Annotated in this window: 20 protein-coding genes and 1 pseudogene; 14 read left to right on the top strand and 7 right to left on the bottom strand. The window is 34.3% G+C overall.

Annotated elements, in window-relative coordinates; all coding sequences use genetic code 11:
- Positions 1-43 precede the first annotated feature (43 nt).
- From ACJHX7_RS09335 to ACJHX7_RS09310, 6 genes and pseudogenes are all read left to right on the top strand, one after another.
- Positions 44-613, top strand: a complete 570-nt coding sequence (locus tag ACJHX7_RS09335; RefSeq protein ID WP_122988702.1) for a type III secretion system needle length determinant, SpaN/EivJ family — start codon at positions 44-46, stop codon at positions 611-613.
- Positions 573-1,560, top strand: a pseudogene (locus ACJHX7_RS09330) (YscQ/HrcQ family type III secretion apparatus protein). Before ACJHX7_RS09335 ends, ACJHX7_RS09330 begins: the two are co-directional and overlap by 41 nt.
- Entirely contained in the window at positions 1,550-2,215 is a 666-nt protein-coding gene (locus ACJHX7_RS09325; RefSeq protein ID WP_000071534.1) for an EscR/YscR/HrcR family type III secretion system export apparatus protein, read from the top strand. The pseudogene ACJHX7_RS09330 and the gene ACJHX7_RS09325 overlap by 11 nt, the downstream one beginning before the upstream one ends.
- A 9-nt stretch (positions 2,216-2,224) precedes the next feature.
- Positions 2,225-2,485 (top strand): EscS/YscS/HrcS family type III secretion system export apparatus protein, encoded by a 261-nt coding sequence (locus ACJHX7_RS09320; RefSeq protein WP_000341004.1) that lies wholly within the window; start codon positions 2,225-2,227, stop codon positions 2,483-2,485.
- Between the two features lies 1 nt (position 2,486).
- Complete coding sequence (gene sctT, locus ACJHX7_RS09315) at positions 2,487-3,254, top strand: type III secretion system export apparatus subunit SctT (RefSeq protein ID WP_000503300.1); 768 nt, start codon at positions 2,487-2,489, stop codon at positions 3,252-3,254.
- 8 nt (positions 3,255-3,262) lie between these two features.
- Entirely contained in the window at positions 3,263-4,384 is a 1,122-nt protein-coding gene (locus tag ACJHX7_RS09310; protein ID WP_022646073.1) for an EscU/YscU/HrcU family type III secretion system export apparatus switch protein, read from the top strand.
- 60 nt (positions 4,385-4,444) lie between these two features.
- Here ACJHX7_RS09310 and ACJHX7_RS09305 read toward each other — a convergent pair whose 3' ends face one another.
- Together ACJHX7_RS09305 and ACJHX7_RS09300 are read right to left on the bottom strand one after the other, a co-directional pair.
- Positions 4,445-4,738 (bottom strand): invasion protein, encoded by a 294-nt coding sequence (locus tag ACJHX7_RS09305; RefSeq protein ID WP_000060687.1) that lies wholly within the window; start codon positions 4,736-4,738, stop codon positions 4,445-4,447.
- A gap of 1 nt (position 4,739) precedes the next feature.
- A complete protein-coding gene (locus tag ACJHX7_RS09300) occupies positions 4,740-5,240 on the bottom strand; it encodes a helix-turn-helix transcriptional regulator (RefSeq protein ID WP_410231557.1) in 501 nt (166 codons plus the stop codon).
- Between the two features lie 258 nt (positions 5,241-5,498).
- Between ACJHX7_RS09300 and ACJHX7_RS09295 the strand changes: the two genes are divergently transcribed.
- The 7 genes from ACJHX7_RS09295 to ACJHX7_RS09265 all read left to right on the top strand — a co-directional run bounded on the left by ACJHX7_RS09295 (position 5,499) and on the right by ACJHX7_RS09265 (position 10,117).
- The gene (locus tag ACJHX7_RS09295; protein WP_001305813.1) at positions 5,499-6,680 is read left to right on the top strand and encodes a PrgH/EprH family type III secretion apparatus protein; all 1,182 of its coding nucleotides are present in this window, start codon (positions 5,499-5,501) and stop codon (positions 6,678-6,680) included.
- A 13-nt stretch (positions 6,681-6,693) separates the two neighbouring features.
- Complete coding sequence (locus tag ACJHX7_RS09290) at positions 6,694-6,933, top strand: type III secretion system needle complex protein (protein WP_000796272.1); 240 nt, start codon at positions 6,694-6,696, stop codon at positions 6,931-6,933.
- A 19-nt stretch (positions 6,934-6,952) separates the two neighbouring features.
- Positions 6,953-7,285, top strand: a complete 333-nt coding sequence (gene sctI, locus ACJHX7_RS09285) for a type III secretion system inner rod subunit SctI (RefSeq protein WP_000116708.1) — start codon at positions 6,953-6,955, stop codon at positions 7,283-7,285.
- Positions 7,282-8,016 carry an EscJ/YscJ/HrcJ family type III secretion inner membrane ring protein gene (locus ACJHX7_RS09280; protein ID WP_000875223.1) on the top strand — a complete coding sequence of 245 codons (735 nt, stop codon included), beginning with the start codon at positions 7,282-7,284 and terminating at the stop codon, positions 8,014-8,016. Before sctI ends, ACJHX7_RS09280 begins: the two co-directional genes overlap by 4 nt.
- Positions 8,017-8,031: 15 nt before the next feature.
- Positions 8,032-8,613 carry a type III secretion apparatus protein OrgA/MxiK gene (locus ACJHX7_RS09275; protein WP_001571845.1) on the top strand — a complete coding sequence of 194 codons (582 nt, stop codon included), beginning with the start codon at positions 8,032-8,034 and terminating at the stop codon, positions 8,611-8,613.
- Entirely contained in the window at positions 8,555-9,262 is a 708-nt protein-coding gene (locus tag ACJHX7_RS09270; RefSeq protein ID WP_094030031.1) for a hypothetical protein, read from the top strand. Before ACJHX7_RS09275 ends, ACJHX7_RS09270 begins: the two co-directional genes overlap by 59 nt.
- A 222-nt stretch (positions 9,263-9,484) precedes the next feature.
- Entirely contained in the window at positions 9,485-10,117 is a 633-nt protein-coding gene (locus ACJHX7_RS09265) for a LuxR C-terminal-related transcriptional regulator (protein ID WP_000516283.1), read from the top strand.
- A 17-nt stretch (positions 10,118-10,134) separates the two neighbouring features.
- Here ACJHX7_RS09265 and ACJHX7_RS09260 read toward each other — a convergent pair whose 3' ends face one another.
- The 5 genes from ACJHX7_RS09260 to ACJHX7_RS09240 form a co-directional block, all read right to left on the bottom strand.
- Positions 10,135-10,638, bottom strand: coding sequence for a lytic transglycosylase domain-containing protein (locus tag ACJHX7_RS09260; RefSeq protein WP_001239198.1), 504 nt, complete (start codon positions 10,636-10,638; stop codon positions 10,135-10,137).
- Between the two features lie 83 nt (positions 10,639-10,721).
- Positions 10,722-10,940, bottom strand: a complete 219-nt coding sequence (locus ACJHX7_RS09255; RefSeq protein ID WP_000184104.1) for a hypothetical protein — start codon at positions 10,938-10,940, stop codon at positions 10,722-10,724.
- A gap of 166 nt (positions 10,941-11,106) precedes the next feature.
- Positions 11,107-12,483 carry a HilA family transcriptional regulator YgeH gene (gene ygeH, locus ACJHX7_RS09250; protein WP_077516632.1) on the bottom strand — a complete coding sequence of 459 codons (1,377 nt, stop codon included), beginning with the start codon at positions 12,481-12,483 and terminating at the stop codon, positions 11,107-11,109.
- Between the two features lie 334 nt (positions 12,484-12,817).
- Positions 12,818-13,309 carry a tetratricopeptide repeat protein gene (locus ACJHX7_RS09245; RefSeq protein ID WP_094030030.1) on the bottom strand — a complete coding sequence of 164 codons (492 nt, stop codon included), beginning with the start codon at positions 13,307-13,309 and terminating at the stop codon, positions 12,818-12,820.
- Positions 13,310-13,536: 227 nt separating this feature from the next.
- Positions 13,537-14,028: a hypothetical protein gene (locus ACJHX7_RS09240; RefSeq protein WP_077516630.1), complete on the bottom strand. Its 492-nt coding sequence runs from the start codon at positions 14,026-14,028 to the stop codon at positions 13,537-13,539.
- Positions 14,029-14,457: 429 nt separating this feature from the next.
- On the opposite strand from ACJHX7_RS09240, the gene yqeK reads away from it, so the two are divergent.
- Positions 14,458-14,883 carry a protein YqeK gene (yqeK, locus tag ACJHX7_RS09235; protein WP_032171957.1) on the top strand — a complete coding sequence of 142 codons (426 nt, stop codon included), beginning with the start codon at positions 14,458-14,460 and terminating at the stop codon, positions 14,881-14,883.
- The last annotated feature ends 40 nt before the right edge of the window (positions 14,884-14,923 follow it).

The following is a 14,923-nucleotide window of genomic DNA, read 5'->3' as shown; positions in this document are numbered from 1 at the left end:
AACAAATGGAATAGAGCAACTTTCTACAAAGAAAGTCCTCAATATGACTTCACGATATCAGGGTGTTAATTCTGAACTATCTGATAAAGCGATACAATTTAAGGGGGAAATCCATAATGGTATCCATACAGAAAACATCACGGTTCAAAACCACAGTAATAATAAAGAGCGTGAAAAAAAATATCGCGATGGAGACAAAAAAAATGGAGAGCAGGCCCATTTATTAGATATTACTAACGAAAGAAGGTTTGCTGATAACAAAATCATGTTTACTCAACATATCGAAAAGCAAAGGAATGTTCATACGCTCAATCAGAATGATATAAATAATTCTGTTAATAGTGCCAATGTACCCGAAAATGAATTGACATATCAGTTTCAGCGTTGGGGACAGAATCATACAGTTCGGATTCTGGAAAGTAGTGAAGGGATACGACTAAAACCATCAGACACGATTGTCTCCGACAGACTCCATGAAGCCCAACACAATGATGTTACAGCACAACGTTGGGTATTGACTGAGCAAGATGAACGACAAGGGCAACGACATCAGCCTCATGATGAGCAAGAAAATGAAGGTAAATTCGAAAACGATCAGAAGGACGAAAGTTAATGTTCGGTCTGAGAAAAGTAAATGGAAACACTCATTCCTTTGAAACCACTTTTCTAAACTGGAAAGAAAAGGGTGAAGATGTTGCGTTATTAATGCCCGAATTTAGCGCCAAATGGCTACCGATAGCAGAAGAGAGCGGCAGCTGGTCTGGATGGGTGTTACTTCGAGAGTTATTTCCCTTAATTTCTGCCGAGCTCGCTGGGATGGCTTTAATGCCAGAAACGGAAAGGTTAATAGTGGAATGGCTCAGTTTATCTAGTACCCCGTTAAATCTAAAGTATCCTGAACTAAAATATAATCGTTTGTGTGTCGGTAAAGTATTTGATGGAGTATTGAGTCCAGCTCAACCACTAATAAGAATATGGACAGGGGAATTAAATGTTTGGTTAGATAAAGTCACGGTCTGCCAATACGAAAACGCTCCAACACTAGACAAAAAAACATTATATTGGCCCATTCATTTTGTAATTGGATTTAGTAAATCATGTTATAGAACCATTGTTGATATTGAAGTTGGTGATGTTTTATTAATTTCAGATAATTTTGCTTATGCGGTTATTTATAATACAAAGATTTGTGATCTGATTTATCCAGAGGAGTTAAAAATGGCTGATCATTTTGAGTACGAGGAAGATTTTGAAACAGATGACTTTGATATCAAAAAAAGCGAAATCGAGATTAATGATGAAAATGACTATCAGCAGATTAATAGTTTTGAAGACTTGCCTGTAAAAATTGAGTTTGTTCTTGGAAAGAAAATAATGAATCTATATGAAATAGACGATCTCTGTGCAAAAAGAATTATACCTTTGCTTCCTGAAGCTGAGAAAAATATAGAGATACGTGTAAATGGCGCGCTAACTGGCTATGGCGAACTTGTTGAAGTGGATGATAAATTGGGCGTAGAAATTCATTCTTGGTTATCAGGGAATAATAATGTCAAATAGCATTTCGCTGATAGCGATATTATCATTATTTACACTATTACCGTTTATAATAGCATCCGGGACATGTTTTATTAAATTCTCGATTGTTTTTGTTATTGTACGAAACGCTTTGGGACTTCAGCAAGTGCCATCAAATATGACTCTTAATGGGGTGGCTTTGCTATTGTCAATGTTCGTAATGATGCCGGTTGGGAAGGAAATATATAATAACAGTCAGAATGAGAATCTTTCATTCAATAATGTAGCGTCGGTTGTTAATTTTGTTGAGACAGGCATGAGTGGTTATAAATCATATTTGATAAAATATTCTGAACCGGAGTTGGTTAGCTTTTTTGAAAAGATTCAGAAGGTGAATAGTTCTGAAGACAATGAAGAGATAATCGATGATGATAATATTTCAATTTTCTCGTTACTCCCGGCATATGCGTTGAGTGAGATAAAAAGTGCATTTATTATAGGTTTCTATATCTATTTACCCTTTGTTGTAGTGGATCTGGTTATATCCAGCGTTCTGTTAACGTTAGGTATGATGATGATGAGTCCGGTAACCATATCTACACCGATAAAATTAATTCTGTTTGTCGCGATGGACGGTTGGACAATGTTATCGAAAGGTCTCATTTTACAATATTTTGATCTATCCATTAATCCCTGAGGAAAAAATATGGACGACATTGTTTTTGCGGGGAATAGGGCGCTGTATCTGATTTTAGTTATGTCTGCAGGACCTATTGCAGTTGCGACATTTGTTGGTTTATTGGTAGGGCTTTTTCAAACGGTAACACAGTTGCAAGAACAGACGTTGCCATTTGGCGTCAAATTATTATGCGTAAGTATTTGCTTTTTTTTAATGAGCGGATGGTACGGTGAAAAATTATACTCTTTTGGTATTGAAATGCTGAATTTAGCATTCGCGAGAGGATAGCATGGGGGAGGCGATACTCTATCAGTTGCATAGTCTGCTGGCTGCTACAGCGCTCGGTTTTTGCCGATTGGCGCCAACTTTCTATTTGTTACCATTTTTCGCCAGTGGGAATATACCAACAGTAGTTCGTCACCCAATAATAATAGTGGTATCATGTGCATTAGTTCAGCATTACCACTATGAATTATCGACCTTAAATGAAATAGATATCGCTTTGTTAGCTGCCAGAGAAATTATCATAGGGCTGTTTATTGCTTGCTTATTAGCATCCCCATTTTGGATTTTCCTTGCTATAGGCAGCTTTATCGATAACCAACGTGGTGCAACGTTAAGTAGTACTTTGGATCCGGCTACAGGTGTCGATACATCGGAATTAGCAAGATTATTTAACCTTTTCTCTGCAGCAGTTTATCTTACTAACGGTGGATTGAACTTTATTCTGGAGACTCTATGGCAAAGTTATAACTTATGGCCTTCAGGAAATTTTAATTTTCCTAAATTAGAGCCTTTATTCTCATATATTAATAATATAATGACTCATACTATCGTTTACGCAAGCCCCGTGATTGCGGTTATGCTGGGCGGTGAAGCTGTCCTGGGATTGCTGGCACGCTATGCTTCACAACTAAATGCTTTTGCCATCTCACTGACTGTCAAAAGTGCGCTGGCATTTTTAATATTAATTATTTATTTTGGCCCAATACTGGCTGAACGAGTTATGCCGTTATCCTTTTTCCCAGAACAATTGCAATTATACATTGATAAATAGAGTGTTTCATGGCAAATAAAACTGAAAAGCCAACACAAAAGAAACTCCAGGATGCTTCTAAAAAAGGGCAAATTCTAAAAAGTAGAGACTTAACAGTCTCTGTAATAATGCTTGTGGGTACTTTATATCTCGGATATGTATTTGATGTGCATCACATTATGTCGATTCTTGAATACATCCTTGATCATAACGCTAAACCGGATATTTGGGACTATTTTAAAGCTATGGGGATAGGTTGGTTGAAAACGATCATTCCTTTTTTGCTGGTTTGCATGTTTACAACAATACTTGTCTCATGGTTTCAAAGTAAAATGCAATTAGCAACTGAAGCTATTAAGTTTAAGTTTGATTCATTAAATCCAGTAAATGGCTTAAAACGTATATTTGGCTTAAAAACCGTAAAAGAATTTGTTAAAGCAATACTTTATATTATTTTTTTTGCATTGGCGATCAAAGTATTTTGGACTAACCATAAATCACTGCTTTTTAAAACTCTTGATGGAGATATCATTTCTTTATTATCAGATTGGGGAGAGATGCTATTCCTTCTCATACTATATTGTCTCGGCAGTATGATAATTGTTCTAATATTTGATTTTATCGCTGAGTATTTTTTATTTATGAAAGATATGAAAATGGATAAACAAGAAGTTAAAAGAGAATACAAGGAACAAGAAGGAAATCCAGAAATTAAGTCTAAACGCAGAGAGCGCCATCAAGAAATTCTGTCAGAGCAATTGAAATCTGATGTCAGTAATAGCCGTCTGATGATAGCCAACCCTACGCACATTGCCATAGGGATATACTTTAAGCCACATCTGTCACCTATCCCATTGATTTCTGTAAGAGAAACTAATGAGGTAGCATTAGCCGTAAGGAAATATGCAAAGGAAATCGGAATACCAATTATTACAGATAAAAAATTAGCACGAAAAATTTATGCTACCCATCGTCGCTACGATTATGTTAGCTTCGAAAATATAGATGAGATCTTGCGTCTTCTGCTGTGGCTTGAAGATGTGGAGAATGCTGGACAACCTGTTCCAGATGAACTGCTCCCCTCAGAAGATAAATTCAAAGAAGGTGAAGACACAAAAAGCGAGAATAAAGACAATAATTTAAAAAATTAAACATCTATCATAGTCAGAAATTTATAAGAATCTACACGCAAAAAGCGTGTAGATTCTTATTTAATGAGTTAAACGATCTTGCGAAATGACAAGCAATTGATACATACTCATCTCTTTATAAGCTGGAACAGTAGTAACCTGTGCAAATTCGCGATATAGCTTCTGCTCTAGTTCTGCTGATGATATATATTCCGGGTGTTCGCTAAAGAACTGTCTTGCATCTACTATCGCTTGAGATTCGCCACTTCTTTTATTCTGAGTATCCTTTAATGAATTTTCTCTGGTGCATGCAGAGAGCAACGATATCAGCGCGACAGTTATTATGATTTTACTATTATATCTTACTAATGACATATCAACTTTCTCTTATGCAAGATTGGAGTTTAAAATAATGTTTATCCCATTCACAGAGTGCTATAAACAACTCAACAGTACCTTTTATGTTAAGTTTATTTAGGGATCTTATTTTGTGATATGATACTGTTTTATAATCAATTCCTTTGATAATGGCTATTTGTTTTAACGAATAAGAAACACATAACCGCAGGATATCTATCTCATCATGGGTAAGTGGTTCTTGAGTGGAATACACATTTTGTGTATGAAGATTCGAAACCAGGAAATGCGTTAAATCAGATAATGTAATATTCTTATTGATCCTGATGAAATTGTTGCTCAAAAGGGTGTTTACAGGTTCTGTATTTGGTTTGAGATTTCGATGTTGGTGCTCATCAATAACAACGAACGAATGTCCAAGATCAACCAACGCAACCAAATCGCTGTAATATTCCTTTTGGGATGCTAATAATGCATTAGTGCCTACAGTGAAGTAGACATCACTGGAAAAGACTTGCATATGCCAACCTGCACTCTAAAATCATTTAGGGTAAATATTACGTGTAAAATTTAAAATAATGGTAATTGTTATATTTGCATATCAATGAGGGAATAGGGTGTATACCTTAAATTGCAAATAAAGTTATGTATGTAGCCATTTAAAATGGCTCTCGAAAATTATAATCTTTTTATTGTGTGTCATCATAATTTGATCATGAAATTTCCGTCTTGTTACACTACTCTAAACTAGAGCTTATGGAATTAGCGGGTGGTATTCATGGAAAATAATGATAAATTCTTATCACAAGACTTATTGGAATCTTATGCCATTCGTTTATTGAGCGGACCATTGAATGGATGCGAGTATGAAATACTTAATGGGCGTGTACTCGTTATCGTTGGTAATGATGTTTCGTTAGGAAGAAGTGATTCTTTTTCTGAGTTACCAGAGAATACGATAGTCATTCCTTATGGAGAGCTTACAGGCAGTTTTGAGGTAATAATCACTACCGACCCTGATCTGGTTGTAACAATCAGAGAATTAACAGCACAAGAACCTGAAGATAGAACGTTAACATTGAATCAGCAAATAGAAGTTTTAGGCCTCAAATTTGCTGTAAAAGGAAAAAATGAAGTTTGGCAGTATTCAATACCAGGTATTGTTGAAAATAACATTACTTCAACAAGGCAACATTTCTTTAGTAGTACGCTGTTTAAATATGTAACGCTATTTTTTCTTTTTGCTATCATTTTTATAGCTTTTTATATTGTTAATGCCAGTAATGATCCGCAGCTGAGACATATCGATAAAATTCTTGTAAACAAAAATAGAAATTATGAAATTTTATATGGTAGGGATCATGTCATCTATATCAATACCAATAGTTTGGATGAAGCTGTCTGGGTCAAACAAGCATTGGAAAAAAATCAACCAGGAAAACCAGTACGGGTGATAAATCCTGATGATGAATCGATACGAATTTTTTCATGGCTTGCTGATAATTTCCCAGATCTACAATATTTTAAACTACAGCTATTAGATGCCAGTAATCCAAGACTGACAGTGAGTAAGCAACGGAATGCTATCACACAGCAACTAATCGATAATCTTATTAAAGGATTACTGCAAACTATGCCATATGCCAGCAATATAAGTATTGCGGTATTAGATGATAATGTATTGGAAAGTCAGGCAATTGAAACATTGTCGGCAATAGGTCTTTCTTATGAAAAATATAAAACAGCTAACAATGTATATTTCAATATCATTGGTACGTTAAGCGACAGTGAATTAAATAAAATTAATAATTATGTCGACGAATATTATAAACAATGGGGTAAACAATATGTAAGATTTAATGTGAATTTGAAAAATCAGGACACAAATAACAGTTCATTTAGCTACGGAGATAATCGATTCGAGAAGTCTCAAGGTAGCAAGTGGACATTTCAGGAATAATTGAGGAGGACTTATGGCAGATTGGAATGGTTATATTATGGATATCAGCAAACAATTTGATCAGGGGGTTGATGATCTGAACCAGCAAGTTGAAAAAGCGTTGGAGGATTTAGCAACCAATCCTTCCGACCCGAAATTCCTTGCCGAATATCAGAGTGCATTAGCTGAGTATACATTATATCGAAATGCGCAATCTAACGTTGTAAAAGCGTATAAAGATCTTGATTCGGCAATCATACAAAACTTCCGCTAAACTGGATAAGGATTTTATTATGTCAGTAAGCAATATGCCACCTATTGATAGAGCTGAGCAATCAGCTGCTCATGAAATACAGCAAGCGAAAGTTATTGATTTAAATGACCGGGTTCTCAATCTTGATAACCCGGATGATAAAATGATCTCCGCTTTTGCTAACTATGCGGTACAAACTGAAAATTGGCAGCAAAATGCGTTACAAGCATTAAGGTCTGATAAAAAGGGGTTAACTCCTGAAAAATTATTAGTCTTGCAGGATCATGTGCTTAATTATAATGTCGAGGTTTCATTGGTGGGAACATTAGCAAGAAAAATTGTCGCTGCAGTTGAGACGTTGACTCGCTCATGAAATATATATCATTATTCTTGTTTATCCTGCTGTTGTGCGGTTGCAAGCAGCAGGAATTACTGAACCATCTTGATCAACAGCAAGCTAATGATGTCCTTGCTGTTTTACAAAGACATAATATTAATGCTGAGAAGAAGGATCAAGGCAAAATTGGATTTTCAATCTATGTAGAACCAACGGATTTTGCTTCTGCGGTGGATTGGCTAAAAATCTACAATCTCCCGGGTAAGCCTGATATTCAAATATCGCAGATGTTTCCTGCAGATGCACTCGTTTCCTCTCCACGAGCGGAAAAAGCAAGATTGTATTCTGCTATTGAACAGCGTTTGGAGCAATCTCTCAAAATTATGGATGGCATTGTTTCTTCAAGAGTACATGTTAGTTACGATGTTGATACAGGTGATAGTGGCAAAACTGCTTTACCAATTCATATTTCTGTACTTGCTGTATATGAAAAAGATATCAATCCAGAAATAAAAATAAATGACATTAAAAGATTTATTGTTAATAGCTTTGCAAGCGTACAATATGAGAATATTTCAGTCGTATTGTCAAAACGAAGAGATATTATTGAACAAGCACCAACATATGAAATTAACGAACCTATTTTTGCTTATGATAAGACTATGCCGGTTTCTATCTTACTTGCATTAATGTCCATTGCGACTTGCTGGCTGTTATGGAAGTACAGGGCTATTCTAACTAATTTAATCAGGTTAAAAAATAAGTAGACATATGAGAACGTTATGAATCTTGCCCTAAGAAAGATTATATATGATCCAATTAGTTATATTCATCCTCAACGAGTAAGTTGGAATAATGCACGTATTAGCAATCCGGTACTTAGATCTATTACCAATGAAATGATACTCCTACAGTACAATCTTTCAGTTGAGCATTTTAGTCTGAATAGTTCACTTATTTACTACATAAACAATTGGAAATTATTTCCATTGATCTGTTTACTCAGTGGTTGTCACTTTTATCGAGAAAGGTTTGCAGAACGCGGATTTTTTTACAAGGTTCCTGATGTGCTAAGGAATTATTTATCAGCGATACCGGTGGAAATAAATGAAAAGGCACGATATAAACCTGGCATCGTTAACTATCAGAATATCATCACATGTGGTTTTTCAACGTTGTTGCCCTATGTAAGGCAACAACCGTTGGCAATGCAGCAACGATTTAATTTATTATTTCCTGATTTTGTTGACCACATACAATTGCCGTTACCAGTTGCGTCTACTCTTTTGGAGAGAATTACATTTTATGCGAAAAAAAATAGAGATGAGCTTGATAAACTCTCCTGCAAATGGTGTTGTGATTAAAAGAATAATTTCTGATGGATTGAAAGAAATAGTTTCTCTAAAAGAACAGATCCTTCTTGAAACCACCGCAAAAATTCAGAGTATTGAGGATAAGAGAGAAGAAAAAATTATTCAAGGTTATTATGATGGCTATGCGAAAGGCATTATTGATGTGATGGATAATTTTATACCCTTGATAAGTTTGCTGAGCTCAGAATTAGAAAAAAACAGAGTAAACATGATAAACGATCTGAAGAGCATATTGTTAAAATCTTCAGAGGAAGTTGAAGTTTTTATCAAAATTTTTGAAAGTTGGGTAACAAAATTACCGTCAATATCAGGCCCTTTAAATCTCTATATACCTACCAGTTTCAAAGATAAGTCTATTGAAGTAGAGTCATATTTTGTCGACAAGTCAATATGGAATGTCCATATTTCATATCATGATGACAAACGTTTTATTTTTTTTACAGATCAATTTATTGCTGAATTTAGTCCGCAGGAATTTGTGGATAATTGTGAGCAATATTTAATTAGCAATCACTGTTTTTCCCCTGACAAGGTTAATGAAATCTGTGAACATGCCAGACATTATTTAGTTGAAAGAATGTGTGAAATAGATTCTTTGGCTATGAATAATTCTGATTTGACGAACCCAGAGGACTTATAGATCACTGTCTCCGGTTTAATAACTTGAATATAATCTAATTCTAATATTTTAAACGCCTAATGATTTTTCAACACTGGTGTTATTCTGCTTACGCGAAAATTTTATTTTTAATTATATTTCATTATTATTTCATCAATGTGTTCTTTGGATTTTGCTTATAATAATAATGGAAGGGATGATTATAAATGAATGCGTTATTGCATTTACACTCAGGATGAATATATGGGAAAGATTAAAATTGTAGTTTCAGATCAGCAGCCGTTTATGATTGATGGGATAATTGGATTTCTCGGACATTATCCCGATTTATATGAGGTTGTTGGGGGCTATAAAGATCTGAAGAAAGCTATAGCGGAGTGTAACAAATCTGCAGCCCAAATATTTATTTTAGGAGAATTTGCAGGTGGAATGATGGGGTCCGAACTCATAAAATGGGTTAAATCGCATAAAATAGATGCTCATATTATTACATTTGTAGCAAAAATGCCGTATATTGATTCAATAAAATTGCTTGAAGCCGGTGCGAAAGGATGCGTATGGAAAACCAGTCACCCGGCGAAACTAAATCGCGCTATTGATTCGATTAGTAATGGTTACACTTATTTTGATAGTGTACATATGGATTGTGAAAAAATATCTTCAAGATATTCCTCTGATAATCAACTTACAAATCGTGAGTCTGAAATACTACAACTCATAGCTGATGGAAAAACAAACAAAGAAATCGCTAATTTCTTGCAGTTAAGCAGGAAAACAGTCGAAACTCATAGACTCAATATCATGAAGAAATTAGATGTTCACAGTGGTATCGAGTTGATCAAAACAGCTTTACGTATGGGTGTTTGCACTATATAAAAAAAGAGGCTTTAGGCTCATTTTGCTAAAGCCTTACGCTTGTCTATTTCATTAAGTCTGGTATATACAACATATATTTTTTTTGCATATTGCAGCCTCTTTTTTTGGTTTTCCATTGCAAAACCCGCGTTATATGTCCCCAGACATTGCCACGTTACCCCACAACGTGAAAAATGATTATATAAAATCTCGGTCCCTATTTTAATGTTCAGACAGGGGTTATCTAACAAATCTCGTTCATCTTTTATTATTCCACGTTTTTTTAACATGGGAATGTGCATCTGGTTTATCTGCATTAAACCATAATCAAAACTCTTTATATTGTTTTTCTTATCCCTATTCTTGCCGATGCTATCATTTTTTAAATTACTTTCAACAAGAGCGATAGCTTTGATCAAATTTGGTTCGATTCTGAAAATTGATCCTGCTTCATTAAAGCAAGCGCTACTGGCGAAAGACATTTTTGTAATTAATATAGAAAACATGAAGATGGATAAGATTTTAACTTTGGGTAAGCGCATATATTTTTATGTGTAGGATTGAAGGAAAGGAACGAGATACTAATATATTCAGTATCTCGTTAATCATTTAAGTGGTCAATTATCTACCATTCCAGTTCATAGTAAGGAGAGATAGGATTATCTTTCGAATACATATCATTTTGAAATGATGCCATCCATGTTGAAACTATAAATGCTTGTATTTGATCTGTATCAGTAGCACTGGTGGTGATGTGTTTATCTAATGAAACGACTTCATCACCCGTTGCGGTTGCTATATTTAAACTTTGAGAAAAATTATTCATATTGATTGGATTAGTCATAAAGTTCCCTTTTTATTTGTCCAGGCCAATAGCCTATACACAATACTTTTTAATCTAGAGTATTTGATATATATTGCAATAAGGTAATTATCTTAGATGTTTTCATCTCTGTTGTTTACATAACCAGTTGCATACATCTAAACAATAAAATTGCGACAATAAAGATTTATCGCATACAAATTCTCGTTAGTTGCTTTAGTTTCAAAATGTTGTCAATTATCACTCGATGGCTTTCACTCGAAGTTTCTTTATAGTAGAGTTTCATGTTGCTTTTGAGCGGGTTAGGTACATACATATCTACACACTCTTTTATCACAACTGCTTTTCGTCTTCTGGGTTCGAGTTGTAGTGATTTGTCTATACAAATCCTTGCCTCTTCAATTCTTTCATTATGAAAATTGACAAGTGCTCTATAGTAGTAGAGAGAGGCTATATCAGTTGTGTGTATCTTAGCCTGTTCAAATAAGATATGAGATACTTTTGCTTGTCCAGACAGACCAGTTATCAGTCCCATAATAGCTAAAATTTTTCCATCGACATTGGTTATGTCTGATACATAATGTAAAAGCTCTAATGCTTTTTGAGCAGCAAGTTCAAGTTCATACTTTCCATGAAGTGCCAAAGACATATGGCATTCCGCTAGCAGACAATAACATTCTATTTTTAGCGTCTGTATATCACTTTTATTTTGTAATCCATCAAATATAGCCATAGCCCTGTAAATGCTTTCAGGAGTAAACTCGTAAAGTTCTTTCTTACCAGCCAACAGTTCATCTGATAAATAATGATTCTTGTAACCTTGGTCCGGTTTAGCTAATCTTACAGAACGCTCTGGATTATGTGCCGTTTGAAGGATATTATCTATAATAAATTGTGATGTGTTATGTAGTTCATCAACAGGAAGATGATTACTGGCGATGAGGAAAAGATTTTTAGCGTCGATCAGTTCAATGTATAAAGTTTTCACCGCGTTATTCTGGTTTATTCTTCCTGTAACGAAATAATCTGGCTTGAATCTTCTCAAAAATGAATTTTGCGATATGTGATCATTACAAAAATTTGTCGCAGCCATCGGATAGGTATAGAGGCCATCGATTTTTTTATCCGAAATGTTTTGCACTAATTCCTGATTAAGTATTAATGGATCCAGGGTATTCAATGAAGTGGTGAAAGGAAATATAGCTATGGAATAGTCTGAAGTGTTATCTTCATTTATTTTAGTTTTGAAAACCTGTCCACTGAAACGATAACCTTTCCGGTAGATTGTTTCTATGCAACGATCATAGCCAATTTTTTCAAAAATGCAGCGCAAAGAATAGATACATCTTGTCAGGGACTCGTCACTTACAATAATATTTTTCCATACTGATTCGATGATCATATCTTTCAGGACAACATGACCAGCGGATTCAAGTAATACGATCAATACTCCTAACTCTTTCGGTGGAATATAAATCTGCTCATTTCCTTGAGTAAGAATTCCATCTTCCGTGAGCGTTAATCCCTCAAGAAAATGATATGAGAATTTATTTTCTAAGTCCATTAGTTAACCTCTATGAAAAAATTGGTTTCTTGCATCCTGCATAAGCAATAGAAATTGTGGCTATTCATATTTATGTGTCATTAATGCTACAGGAGTTTACATTCGACATATCTATGGTTGTGTTCACTAATTTATCTTAGGAATTCAGTGATGTAATCTGAAATAGCCTTATTCAATTTTGATAAAATAGATTGTTCTCTAACGCGTTGAAAAATAGTAATTTATAGTGTGTTCTTAACTGTTTTAAGATGTTGATTTAAGAAAACATAAGAGAAGCTGGTCATAGTGGTTAACTGCACTATAACCAGCAATTTTAACCAAATGCTTGTAATGCTTAGCCATTATCTTCTAAATTATCGGTTAAGAGTTCAATATATGCCTGCGCTTTGCTCTTAACACTTTCATCCTCACAATTGTTAATAATATGATAGAAACATTGCATTGCGTTATCGATATTTTTAGCCCCAATTTGACATTGACCCATACGATAAATAACTGAATAGTCATCATACGGGGAGTAATTGTAACTTAGTTTGTAAAGGTCATATGCTTGTTGATATTTCTTTTTTGACTGGCATACTGATGCAAAACCTTTTAGATATTCATGATTTTCGAACGCATAAATGCACAGAAATTTATAATAAATTTCTGCGTCCGTTATATTACCTTTTTCATGGTAGTCGAATGCATATGCATATATTCTATCAAGGATATCAGGAGTCAATCCATGTAGTAATGCCAGATTTTCTCCTTGCGATAATGCGTGTTTTAGTTGACTTGCCCATTCATCACTGTTATTGAATATTTCAAGTGTATCTGTGCTCATAATATTCCTCTGTGATGTGTTTCGTGATGCTAAATTATTATTGATTGACTCATTAATTTTTATTTGCATTTATCTTTTTGAATTATGAGTTTTAAGCTTGCATTGCTTATGGGTATATTTGTTCATTATTAGTAAAAATACTGACCACTATAAACCAATAATGTCATTAGTTGTTTTGCTAATATTCACCTTATTAGTTATCTTAATTACGACATTTCATAAATGCCTTAATGTGCATGGCCTGGATTCATATTATCAATTTCCATTTTTTCGATGAAAATTAAAAAAGGGATTTTTGCGAAGGGTAGTAAGTCGTCTGGTTTTTTTTCTTTATTATGTCTGGTGACGAGGGGGGATAGAACGTCGGTACATATAGTAGAGAATTTATTCAGGTCTAAATTATTCTCTATTTTGGCCAGTTTTATGAGTTCATTTGTAGCCATACTCATTAAATCATCTGTTATCGGAAATTTATATATGCTCATAGCCGATAATATTGCTTGCTGAATTATTTCTTCAGAAATATCCGCTATCTTTATTGACAAATCATGTGTTAGATATTTTCCTCCAAGAAAATCTTGTTCAATATAATTTAAACCAGACCTCATCGTAATTTTAACTGGATTCACGTATTTCTCTTCATTTTTCTTATTTTTGTTCTCCTGATCAGGAACTAATGGTTGCAGTGGTAGGCTATTATTAATATTTCGTGGCTTCATTTTACATTTCTCTCATTTGATTAGAGCAAAATCCGAATTCGCAGCTTCTGATAATGTCAAATATCACCTTTTCTCATGCTTTATTCTATCAAAAATCGCTCATTTTTACTTTTTTTACCATAATGTTACTTAGTAGCATCGGCAATTTACATAACTTACATGTTGTTTTTTATATCCTGAAAAAACAGTTAGATAGTGTGCACACTCGAAATGATATTGGTAACATAAATAGCTTTATTCGTGACAAACATCTCAAAAGATTTCCTTTATTATTTTCGAAATTCATTTGATCAAGGTTATCACCTTATGGAGACGTTACGTAGAATGACTATATTTGTTATCGGCACATTAGGGGTATTAAATTTAGTATTGATGGAAGGTGATTATTGAACAGTAACATCGAGTCACGGTAAAAATGTGAGGTATATAATGGACATTGAGTTTTCGCAGATTCATGAAATGGTCTATATGCATGATATTGTAAATTCGGACTCGAAAAAGAAACCAAGGATTCCGTTAAAAAAATTCCTTAATGCTGAGAAGGTTCTCACGCAAACAACATCATGGGTACTAAATTCAAGATATGTGAATGTTAATTCTGTCAGTAAAGTCAACGTAAAGAGTAAAGTTAAAAACAGTTATATATCACGATCTGTCAATGATGAGTTTAGTTTAACAGATGATGAAATCAATTCTTTTAAAGAAACGTTAGTCCTTTCCTCTATTGATTCACTAAGTAAACTGGTTCTTAATAATCCTCTTTCTGTATTGTTTACATCGACTGTACGAAGGAATAATAATAGAGCTAAGATGAATGTTGAGTTCGACTCATGGGTTTGCACCAGATGTTGTTGATACATGATATTTTACATTGCAAGGTGATATCTAAAATGAA

This window comes from Escherichia sp. WS1451 (assembly GCF_046487365.1).
GTDB lineage: Bacteria > Pseudomonadota > Gammaproteobacteria > Enterobacterales > Enterobacteriaceae > Escherichia > Escherichia coli.
Note: the sequence above shows the minus strand (reverse complement) of the source record. Positions and strands in the feature narration are given on the sequence as shown.

What these genes read in the sequence shown, in the direction of transcription:
- ACJHX7_RS09335 (WP_122988702.1), top strand. Translation starts at nt 44, where the DNA reads ATGACTTCACGATATCAGGGTGTTAATTCTGAACTATCTGATAAAGCG.
- ACJHX7_RS09325 (WP_000071534.1), top strand. Translation starts at nt 1,550, where the DNA reads ATGTCAAATAGCATTTCGCTGATAGCGATATTATCATTATTTACACTA.
- ACJHX7_RS09320 (WP_000341004.1), top strand. Translation starts at nt 2,225, where the DNA reads ATGGACGACATTGTTTTTGCGGGGAATAGGGCGCTGTATCTGATTTTA.
- sctT (WP_000503300.1), top strand. Translation starts at nt 2,487, where the DNA reads ATGGGGGAGGCGATACTCTATCAGTTGCATAGTCTGCTGGCTGCTACA.
- ACJHX7_RS09310 (WP_022646073.1), top strand. Translation starts at nt 3,263, where the DNA reads ATGGCAAATAAAACTGAAAAGCCAACACAAAAGAAACTCCAGGATGCT.
- ACJHX7_RS09305 (WP_000060687.1), bottom strand. Translation starts at nt 4,738, where the DNA reads ATGTCATTAGTAAGATATAATAGTAAAATCATAATAACTGTCGCGCTG.
- ACJHX7_RS09300 (WP_410231557.1), bottom strand. Translation starts at nt 5,240, where the DNA reads ATGCAAGTCTTTTCCAGTGATGTCTACTTCACTGTAGGCACTAATGCA.
- ACJHX7_RS09295 (WP_001305813.1), top strand. Translation starts at nt 5,499, where the DNA reads ATGGAAAATAATGATAAATTCTTATCACAAGACTTATTGGAATCTTAT.
- ACJHX7_RS09290 (WP_000796272.1), top strand. Translation starts at nt 6,694, where the DNA reads ATGGCAGATTGGAATGGTTATATTATGGATATCAGCAAACAATTTGAT.
- sctI (WP_000116708.1), top strand. Translation starts at nt 6,953, where the DNA reads ATGTCAGTAAGCAATATGCCACCTATTGATAGAGCTGAGCAATCAGCT.
- ACJHX7_RS09280 (WP_000875223.1), top strand. Translation starts at nt 7,282, where the DNA reads ATGAAATATATATCATTATTCTTGTTTATCCTGCTGTTGTGCGGTTGC.
- ACJHX7_RS09275 (WP_001571845.1), top strand. Translation starts at nt 8,032, where the DNA reads ATGAATCTTGCCCTAAGAAAGATTATATATGATCCAATTAGTTATATT.
- ACJHX7_RS09270 (WP_094030031.1), top strand. Translation starts at nt 8,555, where the DNA reads ATGCGAAAAAAAATAGAGATGAGCTTGATAAACTCTCCTGCAAATGGT.
- ACJHX7_RS09265 (WP_000516283.1), top strand. Translation starts at nt 9,485, where the DNA reads ATGGGAAAGATTAAAATTGTAGTTTCAGATCAGCAGCCGTTTATGATT.
- ACJHX7_RS09260 (WP_001239198.1), bottom strand. Translation starts at nt 10,638, where the DNA reads ATGCGCTTACCCAAAGTTAAAATCTTATCCATCTTCATGTTTTCTATA.
- ACJHX7_RS09255 (WP_000184104.1), bottom strand. Translation starts at nt 10,940, where the DNA reads ATGACTAATCCAATCAATATGAATAATTTTTCTCAAAGTTTAAATATA.
- ygeH (WP_077516632.1), bottom strand. Translation starts at nt 12,483, where the DNA reads ATGGACTTAGAAAATAAATTCTCATATCATTTTCTTGAGGGATTAACG.
- ACJHX7_RS09245 (WP_094030030.1), bottom strand. Translation starts at nt 13,309, where the DNA reads ATGAGCACAGATACACTTGAAATATTCAATAACAGTGATGAATGGGCA.
- ACJHX7_RS09240 (WP_077516630.1), bottom strand. Translation starts at nt 14,028, where the DNA reads ATGAAGCCACGAAATATTAATAATAGCCTACCACTGCAACCATTAGTT.
- yqeK (WP_032171957.1), top strand. Translation starts at nt 14,458, where the DNA reads ATGGACATTGAGTTTTCGCAGATTCATGAAATGGTCTATATGCATGAT.